Annotated in this window: 16 protein-coding genes; 11 read left to right on the top strand and 5 right to left on the bottom strand. The window is 68.5% G+C overall.

Features of this window, described 5'->3' with window-relative positions; all coding sequences use genetic code 11:
* The first annotated feature begins 140 nt into the window (after window positions 1-140).
* Together FB390_RS06925 and aroQ are read left to right on the top strand one after the other, a co-directional pair.
* The gene (locus tag FB390_RS06925) at window positions 141-737 is read left to right on the top strand and encodes a hypothetical protein (RefSeq protein WP_141808196.1); all 597 of its coding nucleotides are present in this window, start codon (window positions 141-143) and stop codon (window positions 735-737) included.
* A gap of 14 nt (window positions 738-751) precedes the next feature.
* Window positions 752-1,189, top strand: a complete 438-nt coding sequence (gene aroQ / locus FB390_RS06920; protein ID WP_141808195.1) for a type II 3-dehydroquinate dehydratase — start codon at window positions 752-754, stop codon at window positions 1,187-1,189.
* A 16-nt stretch (window positions 1,190-1,205) separates the two neighbouring features.
* Here aroQ and FB390_RS06915 read toward each other — a convergent pair whose 3' ends face one another.
* Entirely contained in the window at window positions 1,206-1,652 is a 447-nt protein-coding gene (locus FB390_RS06915; RefSeq protein WP_141808194.1) for a nitroreductase/quinone reductase family protein, read from the bottom strand.
* A 561-nt stretch (window positions 1,653-2,213) separates the two neighbouring features.
* Between FB390_RS06915 and FB390_RS06905 the strand changes: the two genes are divergently transcribed.
* The 3 genes from FB390_RS06905 to FB390_RS06895 are packed head-to-tail and all read left to right on the top strand — an operon-like array spanning window position 2,214 to window position 4,223.
* Window positions 2,214-3,143 (top strand): ABC transporter ATP-binding protein, encoded by a 930-nt coding sequence (locus tag FB390_RS06905; RefSeq protein ID WP_141808192.1) that lies wholly within the window; start codon window positions 2,214-2,216, stop codon window positions 3,141-3,143.
* Window positions 3,140-3,991 carry an ABC transporter permease gene (locus tag FB390_RS06900; RefSeq protein ID WP_141808191.1) on the top strand — a complete coding sequence of 284 codons (852 nt, stop codon included), beginning with the start codon at window positions 3,140-3,142 and terminating at the stop codon, window positions 3,989-3,991. Before FB390_RS06905 ends, FB390_RS06900 begins: the two co-directional genes overlap by 4 nt.
* Window positions 3,981-4,223, top strand: a complete 243-nt coding sequence (locus FB390_RS06895; protein WP_185756962.1) for a helix-turn-helix transcriptional regulator — start codon at window positions 3,981-3,983, stop codon at window positions 4,221-4,223. Before FB390_RS06900 ends, FB390_RS06895 begins: the two co-directional genes overlap by 11 nt.
* A gap of 82 nt (window positions 4,224-4,305) precedes the next feature.
* Here the strand turns inward: FB390_RS06895 and FB390_RS06890 are convergent, their stop codons facing one another.
* Window positions 4,306-5,352 (bottom strand): NAD(P)-dependent oxidoreductase, encoded by a 1,047-nt coding sequence (locus tag FB390_RS06890; RefSeq protein ID WP_281292300.1) that lies wholly within the window; start codon window positions 5,350-5,352, stop codon window positions 4,306-4,308.
* On the opposite strand from FB390_RS06890, the gene FB390_RS06885 reads away from it, so the two are divergent.
* Together FB390_RS06885 and FB390_RS06880 are read left to right on the top strand one after the other, a co-directional pair.
* A complete protein-coding gene (locus FB390_RS06885; RefSeq protein ID WP_141808189.1) occupies window positions 5,326-5,679 on the top strand; it encodes a winged helix-turn-helix transcriptional regulator in 354 nt (117 codons plus the stop codon). The two genes, FB390_RS06890 and FB390_RS06885, sit on opposite strands and share 27 nt — an antisense overlap.
* Window positions 5,676-6,791, top strand: a complete 1,116-nt coding sequence (locus tag FB390_RS06880; RefSeq protein WP_246123891.1) for a glycerate kinase — start codon at window positions 5,676-5,678, stop codon at window positions 6,789-6,791. The genes FB390_RS06885 and FB390_RS06880 overlap by 4 nt, the downstream gene beginning before the upstream one ends.
* 6 nt (window positions 6,792-6,797) lie before the next feature.
* On the opposite strand, the gene FB390_RS06875 is transcribed toward FB390_RS06880, so the two are convergent.
* Entirely contained in the window at window positions 6,798-8,378 is a 1,581-nt protein-coding gene (locus FB390_RS06875) for an alpha/beta hydrolase (protein ID WP_141808188.1), read from the bottom strand.
* 160 nt (window positions 8,379-8,538) lie between these two features.
* On the opposite strand from FB390_RS06875, the gene FB390_RS06870 reads away from it, so the two are divergent.
* Window positions 8,539-8,850 carry a GNAT family N-acetyltransferase gene (locus tag FB390_RS06870; RefSeq protein ID WP_141808187.1) on the top strand — a complete coding sequence of 104 codons (312 nt, stop codon included), beginning with the start codon at window positions 8,539-8,541 and terminating at the stop codon, window positions 8,848-8,850.
* A 15-nt stretch (window positions 8,851-8,865) separates the two neighbouring features.
* On the opposite strand, the gene FB390_RS06865 is transcribed toward FB390_RS06870, so the two are convergent.
* The gene (locus FB390_RS06865) at window positions 8,866-9,627 is read right to left on the bottom strand and encodes a lysophospholipid acyltransferase family protein (protein ID WP_141808186.1); all 762 of its coding nucleotides are present in this window, start codon (window positions 9,625-9,627) and stop codon (window positions 8,866-8,868) included.
* Window positions 9,628-9,801: 174 nt separating this feature from the next.
* On the opposite strand from FB390_RS06865, the gene FB390_RS06860 reads away from it, so the two are divergent.
* The 3 genes from FB390_RS06860 to FB390_RS06850 all read left to right on the top strand — a co-directional run bounded on the left by FB390_RS06860 (window position 9,802) and on the right by FB390_RS06850 (window position 11,808).
* Window positions 9,802-10,446, top strand: a complete 645-nt coding sequence (locus FB390_RS06860; protein ID WP_141808185.1) for a YqgE/AlgH family protein — start codon at window positions 9,802-9,804, stop codon at window positions 10,444-10,446.
* Window positions 10,447-10,513: 67 nt separating this feature from the next.
* Window positions 10,514-11,098 carry a sigma-70 family RNA polymerase sigma factor gene (locus FB390_RS06855; RefSeq protein ID WP_141808184.1) on the top strand — a complete coding sequence of 195 codons (585 nt, stop codon included), beginning with the start codon at window positions 10,514-10,516 and terminating at the stop codon, window positions 11,096-11,098.
* Entirely contained in the window at window positions 11,095-11,808 is a 714-nt protein-coding gene (locus FB390_RS06850) for an anti-sigma factor family protein (protein ID WP_141808183.1), read from the top strand. The genes FB390_RS06855 and FB390_RS06850 overlap by 4 nt, the downstream gene beginning before the upstream one ends.
* On the opposite strand, the gene FB390_RS06845 is transcribed toward FB390_RS06850, so the two are convergent.
* A complete protein-coding gene (locus FB390_RS06845) occupies window positions 11,792-12,985 on the bottom strand; it encodes a Cmx/CmrA family chloramphenicol efflux MFS transporter (protein WP_141808182.1) in 1,194 nt (397 codons plus the stop codon). The two genes, FB390_RS06850 and FB390_RS06845, sit on opposite strands and share 17 nt — an antisense overlap.
* Window positions 12,986-13,018 lie beyond the last annotated feature (33 nt).

Genomic DNA, 13,018 nt, shown 5'->3' with positions numbered 1-13,018 from the left:
GAGGCCGCCCGACACAGTGCGACCTCCCCGGAGTACCCCATCCCGAGCCTGTTCACGCAGAGCGGAACCGTCGTGCCGTCTTGCGGCGTAATCTTGTAATCATTGAAAGCACTGCACCACAGTAAGTCAGGTGACTCGCCATGAGAAACGAACATCGCGGACGAGGTTTCGGACGCCCCGGCGGTTGGCAGCAGGCCGATCTCCCCGACCCCGCCGATGTGCCCGACTGGTTCGCCGGACGATTGCCCAGCGACTGGTTCGTCGGCAAACCGGTCATCGAAGTCGACCGCGACGAGATCGTGGTGATCGGTGAGCTGCCACTGCCCAAGCCCGAGCGCGCCGACGGCGAGGACGCCGAAGCGCCCACCGAGAAGATCCCGGCCGCGACGAAAGAGGGCGCCATCGCTCGCTTCCGCGAATCCACCCGTCCCGCGCGGATGCAGATCGCGGGCGAGGCCCAGCGCCGCTACGCACGCAATGTGGCGTGGGGCGTCTCGGTGGACGGCGAGCGAATCATGTTCACCCAGCTCGCCGTTCCGGTCATGACGCGACTGCGCCAGCAGGAACGCAAGGTCCTCGACACCCTTGTCGACTCCGGCGTCGCCCGTTCCCGCTCGGACGCGCTGGCCTGGACGGTGAAACTGGCCGGCAAGCACGCCGAGGCGTGGCTCGAGGAGCTGCGCACCGCCATGCGCAAAGTGGACGACCTGCGATCGGAAGGCCCGAAGGGTCTGTGAATTAGGGTGACGGCATGGCCGACACCGCACCGATCCTGGTTCTCAACGGGCCGAACCTGAACATGCTCGGCACCCGCCAGCCCGAGGTGTACGGTTCGGCCACACTCGCCGACGTGGTCGAACTGTGCGAGCGGACCGCGGCAAGGTTCGACAGGGAGATCGTCGCGTTCCAGTCCAATCACGAAGGGGCGCTGATCGATCGGATCCACCAGGCCCGGGGAGCCGAGTCGGCGATCGTCATCAATCCCGGCGGACTGACCCACACCTCGGTGGCATTGCGCGACGCGCTGGTCATTCCGGAAGTGCCGATCGTGGAGGTGCACATCAGCAATGTGCACGCGCGGGAGGAATTCCGGCACCATTCGTTCATCTCGCCCATCGCGACGGCGGTGATCGCGGGAATGGGAATTCAGGGATACGCCGCGGCGATCGAATTTCTCGCCACTCGCTGATTTTTCCCGCGCGGGTTCAGGCGAGACGGAAGACCGGGAAACCCGGTGCGATCGCGGCGAGTTCGGCGTCGGTGGCATCCTTCGTTACGCCCCCGAAGAAGCGGTTGACCTCCCACCCCCACTTCTCCAGGTACACCCGCAGCACCGGAACCTTGTCCGCGTCGGCGACCTCGGTGGCCGTGAACGCCTCGGCCTTGCGCCCGAGCCGCAACTCGCCCGCGCCCGCGACCCGCAGATTCCGCACCCACTGCGTGTGCCCGCGCGGCGCGACCAGGTAGCGAGTGCCGGTCTCGTCGACGAGCAGGTTCACCATCGTGGTCCGCCACTCACCGCTCTTGCGGCCCCGGACGGCCAGCAGCCGCGAACCGGCGATGCTGATCCCCAGCTTGGGCAGCCAGTTGAAGATGCGGTTCATGACGGGATCGAGGCCGGTGGGGGCGATGTAGCGGGTGCTGGCGTTCATGACGACTCCTTGTAGTGAGCACTGCTCTCTGTTGAGAACAATGATCCACGCCAGCGACCCCCGAGTCAAGAGCACCGCTCTCGTTGAATCGGGCGAACGCTCTCCAAGGTCGCGGCCTCCCGGAACCGCCGCCAACGGCCAACAGCGGTCACGAACCCCGACCGCCCGGTGGCACTCAGCCTTCGGGTAGTGGAATCAACTCCAGATGTTCGACCGACCGCGATTCCGCGACACGAGTTCTCTCGGCAACCGACTCCACTCCCCCACTGTGGGAAACCAGCCAACTCCCGCACACACAGCGCAAATAGCGAACGGAACGATGCGAGGACACGAGCATCGGCGAGGACCACGAGCAGGTGGGGCAGGTGTCAGGCATAGCTCACCCTGAATAACCAACGCCCATAAGGCAACACCCCACGCCGCGCGGCGGCCAATTCAAGATCGACTGGTGCCGGCATGACCTCGCCGGTCTCGAGCAGTGTCTCGAGACGAAGCATTGTTCCGGCGAAATGTAGTAGGTATGCTACGACTCATCCGGTCCACATAACGGGAGGGGATGCCATGACTGTGGGCGAAGGCGTCGTCATCGACGTCGAAGGTCTGCGTATGCGCTACGGCGCGAAGGACGTCCTGCACGATGTCGGGTTTCAGGCGCGCCACGGCGAAGTCATCGCGCTGCTCGGTCCCAACGGCGCGGGCAAGACCACCACGATCGAGATCCTCGAAGGCTTCCGCATCCGCTCGGCGGGCCGGGTCGAGGTGCTCGGCGCCGATCCCGCGCAGGGCGACGAGGCCTGGCGGGCGCGCGTCGGCGTCGTCCTGCAATCCTGGCGCGATCACGGCAAATGGCGTGTGCGCGAGATGCTTTCGCACCTCGGCGGATACTACGCGCCGTACGGCTCCGAGCGGATCCGGCGACCGTGGGACACCGACGAACTCATCGCGGCCGTCGGCCTGACCGAACAGGCGGGCGCGAAGATCATGTCGCTGTCCGGCGGCCAGCGCCGCAGGCTCGACGTGGCCATCGGCATCGTCGGCCGCCCGGAACTGCTCTTCCTCGACGAGCCGACCGCCGGCTTCGATCCGCAGGCCCGTCGAGAATTCCACGACCTGGTCCACCGTTTGGCCGACGACCAGCAGACCACCATCCTGCTCACCACCCACGACCTGGACGAGGCCGAGAAGCTGGCCGACCGCATCCTGATCCTGGCGGGCGGCCGAATCATCGCGGACGGCTCGGCCGACGAGCTGTCGCGCCGCATCGCGGGCGAGGCCGAGGTGCGCTGGACCCGCGACGACCAGCGCTTCGTGCACACCACCACCGAGTCGACCAAGTTCGTCTACGAGCTGTTCAAGCAGTACGGCGAGGACATCCGCGAGCTGGAGGTGCGGCGCGCGTCGCTCGAGGACACGTATATGACACTGGTGCGACAGTTCGAATCCGGCGAGGTGGAGAACGAGGTCCACGCCCTGGAGGAGGTGAAGCGATGAACCCGACGACGAACGCGGTCCGCGCCGGCTTGTCCCGCGGCGCGATCGAGCTGCGGCAATCGGTGACCAACGGCCAAGATCTGTTCGGCATGCTGTTCTGGCCGGTCATCATGGTCGTCGTGCTGTTCTTCATGCGCGACGCGAAGTTCGAAGCCAGCGGCTTCGACCTCGGCTCGCTCGCGCTGCCGAGCATCCTCGGCATGCTCGTCGCCTTCAACGGGATATTCGGCATCGGCCAGCTGCTCAGCATGGAGCGCGAGGACGGAACTCTCTTGCGCGCCAAGGCGACCCCGAACGGGATGGTCGGCTACCTGGTGGGCAAAGTGGTCACGGTGTCGGGCTGGGTGCTCGTGCCGTTCGTCATCGTGCTGATCCCCGGGTTGTTCCTGGTGGGCGGCACCGAGATGAACACCGTCGGCGCCTGGCTGTCGCTGCTCGGCATCGTGCTGCTCGGCATGTTGGCCACGTTGCCCATCGGCGCGTGCATCGGTTCGCTGTTCGCCAGCCCGCGCGGCGTCGGGTTCGCGTCCATGCCGATCATGGGACTCGTCGCGGTGTCGGGCATCTTCTACCCGATCACCTCGATGCCCGGCTGGGTGCAGGGGCTCGCCCAGTGCTTCCCGGTGTACTGGCTCGGCCTCGGCATGCGCGCGGCGATGTTGCCGGACGAGGCCGCGGCCGTCGAACTGGGCGGCTCTTGGCGTCACTTGGAAACCGTTGCGGTGCTGGGAATCTGGGCTGCCGCCGGATTCCTCGTCGCGCCGATTCTGTTGCGCAGGATGGCGCGTCGGGAGTCGGGTTCCAGCGTCGCCGCCCGCCGCGAGAAGGCCATGCAGCGTGCCTACTGAGGTCATCTACAACCGGATCGCCATGCTGCGCGCCGAGCGCGGCATCTCCCGGCGCGAGCTGGCGGAAGCGCTCGGTGTGCACTACCAGACGATCGGTTACCTCGAACGCGGCGAGTACAGCCCGAGCCTGCACCTGGCGCTGCGGATCGCGCAGTATTTCGAAGTGGCGGTGGAGGTCGTGTTCTCCACCGCGCCGTTCCCGAGGCTCGGGTCGGCGTCCGAAAGCGCCTGACCGCAAGGCGCTTTCGGACGCTAGCCGACCGAGCCGCGGAGAAGCCGGTACGTCGGCACCGGCTCCCCGGCTTGTTCGCGGTTCATGCCTGCTGCTCGCCCATGATCAGCTCGTACGTGGAGACCGCCTTGCCGCGCTCCTCGCTGGCGGCGACCGCCTTGCGCCAGAAGGCCTGGGCGGTGTGCGAGAACGTGGCGTCGACGCCGACCTCCTCGCTGGCGTCGATGATGTGCTGCGCGCCCGCGACCATCATCTTCAGGCTGGCCAGGTCGGCCCAGCCGCCCGCCTGGTTGGCGACGGAGAACTCCTGCATGAAGTAGGGGAACGCCTCGCTGGAGCGCACCGCGAACGGCACGAACTTCGCGATGTCGTGACCCGACTTGGCGATCATGGCGGTGGCCTGGTCGAAGGCGAGCAGCCACGGATGGAAGATGGTCAGCAGCGCCTGGTAGAAGATCTGCGCCAGACCGTCGTCCTCGCCCAGGTACTCCTGCGGGCTCAGCGGGCGCAGCAGCTCGGCGTGCGCGTCGAACACCTCACGCGGACCGCTGTAGAAGATGTAGGACGCGGGGTGGGCGATGTTGTCACCGGCCGACATCACGCCGCCGGAGATGAACTGCGCGCCGCGCTCGCGGACCCACGCGGCGCCCGCACGTGCCTTCTCGGGTGAATCGGATGACAGGTTGGCGATCACCTTCCCCGCCAACCGGTCCTCGGCCTGGCCGAGGACGTCGTACATGGCGGCGTAGTGGGTCAGGCTGAGCACGATAACCTCGTTGGCGTCGAGCGCCTCGGCGACCGTCTCGGCCCGCTTGGCGCCCAGTTCGACCATCGCGTCGACCTTGGCGGTGCTGCGGTTCCAGACGGTCACCTCGACGCCCGCGTCGAGGAAGGCCCGCACCATCGACTGGCCCATCGGGCCGAGCCCGACGACGGATACGGAACGGGTGGACTGCTCGGACATTCTGTGTCCCTTCGGTTCTGGTTCTGCTGGTTCGCGGCGCCGGGAACGATGGTCGTCTGTGCAGGTAGAGTCGACAAGACCGCACGTCGAGGTGGGGATACTTACCCCGAGGTCCGAAATATGGTCAGGAGGTCGGCGATGAACGGCAACAGTGGCGTAGATCACGATGTGTGCGGCATGTCGGTCGCCATCGACGTCGTCGGCGGGAAGTGGAAGCTGCACCTGATGTGGGTGCTCGGCGCGGGACCACAGCGCTTCGGCGAGATCCGGCGCCTGCTCCGGGGTGTGAGCGAGAAGGTCCTCGCCGAGAATCTGCGGCAGATGGAAGCCAGCGGGGTCGTGCATCGCGAGGTGTTCCCGGAGATTCCGCCGCGCGTCGAATACTCGCTGACTCCGCTCGGCGAGGAGCTCGCGGTGGCGCTGCGGCCGCTCGAAGAGTGGGGCGACAAGCACCGGGTGGAGCTGCTGGGGAATCTGGCTTCGGTCGGGTGAACGACGCGCCGCGGGTGTTGCTCGCGCCCGACAAGTTCAAGGGTTCGCTGACCGCGTCCGAGGTTGCGGCCGCGCTGGCGGCCGGGATCGCGGCGGTGCGTCCGGATGCGGGGATACGGCGAGTTCCGGTCGCCGACGGCGGTGACGGCACCGTGGACGCGTTCGTCGCCGCCGGATGGGAACGGGTCGAGACGACCGCGCCCGGGCCGACGGGTGCGCCCGCGGCCACCTCGTACGCGATGCGTGGAAGTACGGCGGTCGTGGAACTGGCCGAGGTCGTCGGGCTGGCGAAACTGCCTGGCGGGCAATTGGATCCGCTCGGCGCGGGCACGAAGGGGCTGGGCGTCGTCATCGCGAACGCGTTGGACCGCGGTGCGACGCACATCGTGCTCGGCTTGGGCGGCAGCGCATCCACCGATGGAGGCGCGGGTCTGCTGCGGGCTCTCGGCGTTCGGGTGCTGGATGTCGATGGCCGCGAACTGCCCTCGGGCGGAGGCGCTTTGGTCCGCGCGGCGCGAGTCGAGAGCACCGGTCTGCACCCCGAGGCCGCCGCGGCTCGATTCACCCTCGCCTGCGATGTGGACAATCCGCTGCTCGGCCCCAAAGGCGCGGTCGCGGTGTACGGCCCGCAGAAGGGCGCCGACGTGGAGCAGCAGGCGATTCTCGAAGCGGCGCTCGCCAATTGGGCCAACCTCGTCGGCCCGGAGTTCGCCGAACGCCCGGGCGCGGGCGCGGCGGGCGGCACCGGCTTCGGCGCCCTCGCCGTACTCGGCGCCGAGGTGCGCAGCGGCATCGAGGTACTACTCGAACTCCTCGACTTCCCCACCCTGCTCCGCGACGCGACCCTCGTCGTGACGGGCGAAGGCTCCCTCGACGCCCAAAGCCTGCACGGCAAGGCGCCCATCGGCGTCTGCCGTGCCGCGCGAATCGCGGGCGTCCCGGTCGTCGCGGTGGCCGGGCGCGTCCAGCTCTCCACGGAAGCACTGCGCGACGCGGGCTTCACCGCGTCGTACCCGCTGAGCGACCTCCAACCCGATCCCGCACGCTCCATGGCGGACGCCGCCCGACTGCTCGAACAAATCGGTGCGCGTATCGCCGAAGAGGACCTCTGAGCTCGCTTACGGCAATGGCGCCTGTTCGGCGTGGGTGATGGTGACCTGGCCGGTGCGCAGGTAGGTGAGCACCGCGTCGTCGACCGCGGGGTTTCCCCGGCCGAAGGTGCCGTGATCGCCGCCCTCGACCGTGATCAGCGAGCCCTGGAGCGCTCGCGCCATCGCGGGTCCGCCCTCGTACGGTGTGAGCGCGTCGTGGCGGCTTTGCAGCACAAGGGGTTTGGTCCGGAGCTCGGCGCCGGTGAGCGGAACGGGGTCGGCGATCGGGCGCCAGGAGCCGCAGCTGAGGCCGGCGCGGACCAGGTCGGCGCGGGCGTCCATGGCGTTGCCACCGGAGGCGATGGTGCCGATGGCGGCGCCGATCAGTTCCGGGCGGCCGGGCACCGTGTTCTCGTTGCAGGTGATGGCCGAGAAGACGAAGCGGCCGGTGGGGTCGGTGGCGGTGGCGCCCTCGATGGCGAGCAGTCGCTGCACGTTCGCCGGATCGGCGTTGGCGTCGGACATGGCCCGCGCGAAGGTCGGCCAGAACGAACGGGTGTAGGTGGCCACCGCGGTCGCGCCGACCAGCGGCACTTGGGCGAAGCTGCCGCCGGATATCAAGGTGCGCACAAGGTTTTGCAGCTTGCCGCCCTGCTCCATCGTGCCGTTGTAACCGTCGCGGGCGAGCTCGGCCAGCGGTTCGGGCAGTTCGCCGGGCAGATCGGCCACGCTCGCGGGCGGCGGTGTCAGGTTGGCGTACCAACCGCCGCCCTGCGCGGAGACCAGCCGCACCCAGTTCTGGTAGACGCGCAAAGCCGTGTCACCGAGCCGGTATTCGCCGTTGTGCTCGGCGATCCAGGCGAACAGGTCGTCGAGGCGCTGCTTGCCCGCGGCTTGCTGCTGGGCGAACTCCTCGGTCCACACCCAGTCGGGGTGCACGTTGGAGTCCAGCACCATCCGCTCCACGCGGTCGGGGAACAGCGAGGCGTAGACCGCGCCGAGATAGGTCCCGTACGAAGTGCCGAGGTAGCTGATCCGCTCGATGCCGAGCGCGGCCCGTACCGCCTCCATGTCGCGTGCGGTGTTCTCGGTGGTGATCGTGTCCAGATAGCCGGGCTGTGCCGCATCGCAGGCCGTCTTGATCTCGTCGCGGCTGCCGCCGCCGATCGAAACCTGTTGTCCCTCGGCGTTTTCCGTTTCCGACGCGCAGCGCAACGGAGTGGCCCAGCGCAGTCCGCGCGGCTGCACCGCGACGCGGTCGTAGTGGGCGTTCAGCTCGGCGGGCAGTACCTCGATCCGCTGCGCCCAGTAGCCGAGACTGTCCGCGCCGGGACCGCCGGGGTTGGTGAAGATGACGCCGTGTCGTTCGCCGGTTGCGGCGATCCTGCTGACGGTGAGATCGATACGCGGACCATCGGGTTCGGCGTGGTTCATCGGCACGCTGATCGCCGCGCACTGCACGCCCGCGCCTTCGGGCACCGAGCCGTCCGGGCAGGGACCGAAAGCCGGTGCGGGAGCGGCATCGGCGAGACCCGTCACCACCGACCCCGCGAGCACGCTCGCCGCGGCGAGGGCGGCGGCCACCCGTGAAATACGCGTCCTCATCATGTTTTCGCACCTCCGCCGGGCCACGGCTCTCGGGGAGCGCGCGACGCGACCAAGAGCATTCTGCTCAGGCGGCCACCCGGTAGACAAGTCGAACAGGCTATTTCACACCGGGATCCGCTGCGATGTCTCGACATCGGGCACACCGGAGTAGCTTCGAACCATGTCGACCGAGGTCCGCAACAACACCGCCATGGAACGATTCGAGATCTACGTCGACGGTGCGATCGCCGGGTACGCCGAGTATCAGGACACCGCGTCCGAGCGCGCGTTCGTGCACACCGAGATCTACCCCAGCTACGAGCGCCAGGGCTACGCCACCCAACTGGTCGGCACGGCGCTGGCGGGCACCCGGCGCGAGGGCTTCGGCGTGCTGCCGATGTGCCCGCTGGTGCACCACTTCGTGCAGACACACCCCGAGTACATCGCCTCGGTGCCACAGTGGGCCAGACAGCGATTGGGCTTGCCGCAGTAACCGCGACCGCCGCACTCAGTAGTTCGCGACCGCCCCATCGAGCGCGAGCTGGAGATCCGCGCGCACCAGCCGCGCGATCTCCGCGGGCTTGTTCGGCAGCTCGGTGATCGGCGGCTGGAAGTAGAAGCTGGCCGACTTGGCCTCTTCCCTGGTCGGCTCGATCTTCGGGTCGGGGCGGGGACCGTAGCTGAGACCGAGGCTGACCAGCGTCGGGTGCACGCCGAGCTTCATGGCGCGGAACGCGATGTGCCCGATGCCACTGCCGACGGCCTGCACCTGGGTCGGGTCGACGTCGTTGCACGTGCCCTCGGGGAAGACGGCGATGTGGTCGCCGCGCGCCAGCCGTTCGGCGCAGATGTCCATCATTCGCTGACCCGCGGCGTTCACCGCCCTGATGCCGTGGTCCTTGCCGCGGAACACCGGGATCCCGCCCATCATGTCCACCTTGCGCCGCTGGTCGGGATCGATGAACAGCTCGTCCTTGGCCAGCACCCGTACCTTGCCGATGACCGAGCGCAGCGGGCTGCGCCAGGCCGCCGCGGCCACCGTGTACGGATCGTTCTGCGACAGGTGGTTGATCGCGAAGATGATCGGCCGTCCGCTCTTGGTCAGCGCCCGCACCGCGTCCCTCGCGCGCTCCGCGTAGCTGATTCGCGGATGGTATCGGCGTCCCAGAAGGGCGTACGCGGCCATCGCCTTCAGCCGGTTCTGCCGGTGATCGCGGTAGTAGTCGTAGACGCTGTCGCTGTTCTCGAGGATGACCTCGGGCGGTTCCATACCGCCGACTCTACGACGTCGCCGGGCATGCGACACATCGGGCGGGAGAGAGATAGAGCACGCCGACAACCTGACCCAGACAGTTGTCGCGCCGAACGCCACCGAGTCAACTTTCGTCGAAATCGAAGGGCCTGGAAACGAGCACTCGGGCGAACAAACTGCGATGATGTCCGGGTGGCACGCGGAGACGACCCGGATGATCGGAAAACTCACGGCGGGCACGGTGACCGTCGCCGGCGCGATTCCCGGCGCGGCGAGCAGGCGGTGCGCGCGGGCACCCTGCTGCTGGCGGCGACGGACCTGGTCGAGCCGACCTTCCGAAGAACCGTCGTGTACATCATCGAGCACAACGACTCCGGCAGTCTCGGTGTCGTGCTCAACAGGCCCACCGACACCGCGGTGCACGACGTGCTACCGCGCTGGGCGGATCTGGCCACCACCCCGCGCACTCTGTTCAGCGGCGGACCGGTGAAACGGGACGCCGCCCTGTGCCTCGGCACCTTGAAGGCAGGTGCCACCACCACCGGGGTTCCCGGTCTGCGCCGCATCGACGGCCGCGTGGTGCTCGTCGATCTCGACGCGGATCCCGATCGCATCGCACCCCTCGTCGAGGGCCTGCGCATCTTCGCGGGCTACTCCGGCTGGACCTTCGGACAACTCGAAGGCGAACTGGAGAACGAGGACTGGATCGTCCTCTCGGCGCTCTCCTCCGACCCGATCAGCACCGGTCGCTCCGATCTCTGGGCGCATGTCCTGCGCCGCCAGCCGCTCCCGCTCTCGCTGCTGGCCACGCATCCGATTGAACTGGAACGCAACTGAGCACGTGTACTCCTCGAAACGAGAAGGAGTCCACACCGTGAAACGCACGAACTGACCCGGTGACCGCATGGGTATCCCACCGGGCACGCCGGACCAGCCCCGGCCCATCGATCCGGCCGCCGCGCAGCGCGGCGCCGCCGACGGGCCGGACGACCAGGCCGAGTTGATGCGCGTGCTGTACCAGGAGCACGCGCCCGCGCTCTGGCGCTACACCCTCGGCCTGGTGCACGACGCCGGTCGCGCCGAGGACATCGTGCAGGAAACGCTGCTGCGGGCCTGGCAGCGGCCGAACGTACTCGATCAGCAGACGATGTCGGCGCGCGCGTGGCTTTTCACGGTCGCCCGCAACCTGGTCGTCGACGAACATCGCAGCGCGCGCAACCGCAGGGAGTTCCGCACCGACAGCCCGCCCGAACAACCCGCACCCGATCAGGCCGATCGCACGCTGGACGGCTGGCTGGTCGCCGACGCGCTGGCCCGGCTCAGCACCGATCACCGCGAGGTGATCGTGCGCGCCTACTATCGCGGCCTGTCGACCCACCAGATCGCGGCCGAACTGGAGATTCCGCCCGGCACGGTGAAATCGCGCATGCATTACGGTATGCGGGCGCTGCGGCTGGCGTTGCACGAGATGGGGGTGACGAACCGATGATGGACATCGCCGACGACTACACGACGTGGGACGCGCCCTACGTGCTCGGCTCCCTCACCGGCAGCGAGCGTCGCGAATACGAGGAGCATCTGGCGCGATGCGAAGACTGCCGCGCCTCCGTCGCCGAACTCGCCGGACTGCCGGGCATGCTCGCGCTGGTGCCGACCGAGACCGCGCTCGGCATGATCGGCACGGCCGACGGCACCGCGCCCGAAGCGCAGCCGCAAGTGCCCGATCTGCTGCCGAGACTGGCCGCCGCGGAACAGCGGCGCAGGCGGCGCGGCCGATGGGCGGCGTTCGGCGGGGCGGTCGCCGCCGCCGCGGCGGCCGTCGTGATCGCCATCCCGGTGCTGAACAACACGACGACCGGGACGGAAGCGCCGGTGACCGAGCAGGTCATCGCGGAGCGGTCGATGAGCCCGCTGGAGCCGACCCCGATCTCGGCCAGCTTCAAGCTGATGGCCGACGGCGACCGCGCCCGCGTCGTGATGAGCTGCACCTATGGGCCGAGCGACCTGCGCTACACCTACAAGTACACGCTGCTGGTGACCGGCTCCGACGGCCGCCAGATGGAGCTGGACCAATGGCCCGCGGGCCCCGGCACCGTGCTGACCGTGGACCGCACCATCGACATGGCGCCCGACCAGGTGCAGAAGGTGGAGATCAAGTCGTCCGCGACCAACAAGGTGATTCTCACCGGGACGGTTTGAGCGCGTCGGCCGAGGTTGCGTTTTCGCGGTTCCGGCCGACCGAGACAACGGCCGCCGCGGCGATGACGAAAGCCGTGCCGCACCACAGGGCCCCGGACGGCTGCTCGGTGCCGTCGACGACCAGCCCGGCCGTGACCGGCCCGAGTACGGCGCCCATGTTGAACGCCGTCGTCGCCAACGCGCCCGCGATGTGCGGCGCGCGCGGTGCGGCCGTCTGCACGATCGTCGCGATCAAGGTCGACCCGACACCGAACGCGACCGCGCCCGCCACCACCGACATGATCACGATGCCGGTCAGCGTGTGTGCGGTCAGGGCGGCGAGCAGCCAGACTCCCACGAGACCGGCCGTGCCGATGGTGACGATCCGTGTGCGGTGCCGGTCGCTGTAGCGGCCGGTGAGCGTCACCCCGGCGAACGAGCCGATGCCGAACAAGGCCAGCACGACCGGAATCCACCGGTCACCGGTCTCGGTGACATCGGCGGTGATCGTGCCCAGGTAGGTGAATCCGGCGAAGGTGGCGGCGTTGACCAGGATTCCGGTCAGAACGGCCGCGCCGACAGTTCGGCTGCCCATCACCGCCCACTCGCGGCGCATCGACGGCCCTCGCACCTCGGACCGGTCGCCGTCCCGCACATCGCGCGGGATCATCGCCCAGACCGGCGCGATTGTCGCTGCGCCGACGATGGCGACGGCCCAGAACGCCGAACGCCACCCCCACGCCTGGCCGAGCAGTGTGCCCGCGGGCACACCGGCGATGCAGGCCACCGTCACCCCCGACACCACCACCGAGGTCGCGCGCCCGATCATCGCCGGGCCGACCCACCGCGGCAGCGCGGCCAGCACCACGGCCAGGAATCCGGCATTGGCGACCGCCGCGAGAACCCGCGTCACCAGCAGCACCGTGAAATCCGTCGTGACCGCACCGACGACATGGACGACACAGAACAGACCCATGAACGCACCGACCGAATACCGGACGGGCAACCGGCCGGTCACCATCGCCATCGTCGGCGCGCCGAGCACCATCCCCGCCGCGTACAGCGAGGTCAGCAAACCCGCGGAACCGAGCGAGACGCCGACGTCGGCGGCGATCCGCTCCAGCAACCCCGAAACCATGAACTCGGACGTGCCCTGCGCGAAAACCGCGACGGCCAGCACGAAAACCACAATCGGCATGAAGAGACAACTCCCCGGATACAGGGCGCCACA

The sequence above is a fragment of the Nocardia bhagyanarayanae genome, from assembly GCF_006716565.1.
Lineage (GTDB): Bacteria > Actinomycetota > Actinomycetes > Mycobacteriales > Mycobacteriaceae > Nocardia > Nocardia bhagyanarayanae.
Note: the sequence above shows the minus strand (reverse complement) of the source record. Positions and strands in the feature narration are given on the sequence as shown.

What these genes read in the sequence shown, in the direction of transcription:
- FB390_RS06905 (WP_141808192.1), top strand. Translation starts at nt 2,214, where the DNA reads ATGACTGTGGGCGAAGGCGTCGTCATCGACGTCGAAGGTCTGCGTATG.
- FB390_RS06915 (WP_141808194.1), bottom strand. Translation starts at nt 1,652, where the DNA reads ATGAACGCCAGCACCCGCTACATCGCCCCCACCGGCCTCGATCCCGTC.
- FB390_RS06885 (WP_141808189.1), top strand. Translation starts at nt 5,326, where the DNA reads ATGAACGGCAACAGTGGCGTAGATCACGATGTGTGCGGCATGTCGGTC.
- FB390_RS06865 (WP_141808186.1), bottom strand. Translation starts at nt 9,627, where the DNA reads ATGGAACCGCCCGAGGTCATCCTCGAGAACAGCGACAGCGTCTACGAC.
- aroQ (WP_141808195.1), top strand. Translation starts at nt 752, where the DNA reads ATGGCCGACACCGCACCGATCCTGGTTCTCAACGGGCCGAACCTGAAC.
- FB390_RS06850 (WP_141808183.1), top strand. Translation starts at nt 11,095, where the DNA reads ATGATGGACATCGCCGACGACTACACGACGTGGGACGCGCCCTACGTG.
- FB390_RS06875 (WP_141808188.1), bottom strand. Translation starts at nt 8,378, where the DNA reads ATGATGAGGACGCGTATTTCACGGGTGGCCGCCGCCCTCGCCGCGGCG.
- FB390_RS06925 (WP_141808196.1), top strand. Translation starts at nt 141, where the DNA reads ATGAGAAACGAACATCGCGGACGAGGTTTCGGACGCCCCGGCGGTTGG.
- FB390_RS06845 (WP_141808182.1), bottom strand. Translation starts at nt 12,985, where the DNA reads ATGCCGATTGTGGTTTTCGTGCTGGCCGTCGCGGTTTTCGCGCAGGGC.
- FB390_RS06900 (WP_141808191.1), top strand. Translation starts at nt 3,140, where the DNA reads ATGAACCCGACGACGAACGCGGTCCGCGCCGGCTTGTCCCGCGGCGCG.
- FB390_RS06870 (WP_141808187.1), top strand. Translation starts at nt 8,539, where the DNA reads ATGTCGACCGAGGTCCGCAACAACACCGCCATGGAACGATTCGAGATC.
- FB390_RS06855 (WP_141808184.1), top strand. Translation starts at nt 10,514, where the DNA reads ATGGGTATCCCACCGGGCACGCCGGACCAGCCCCGGCCCATCGATCCG.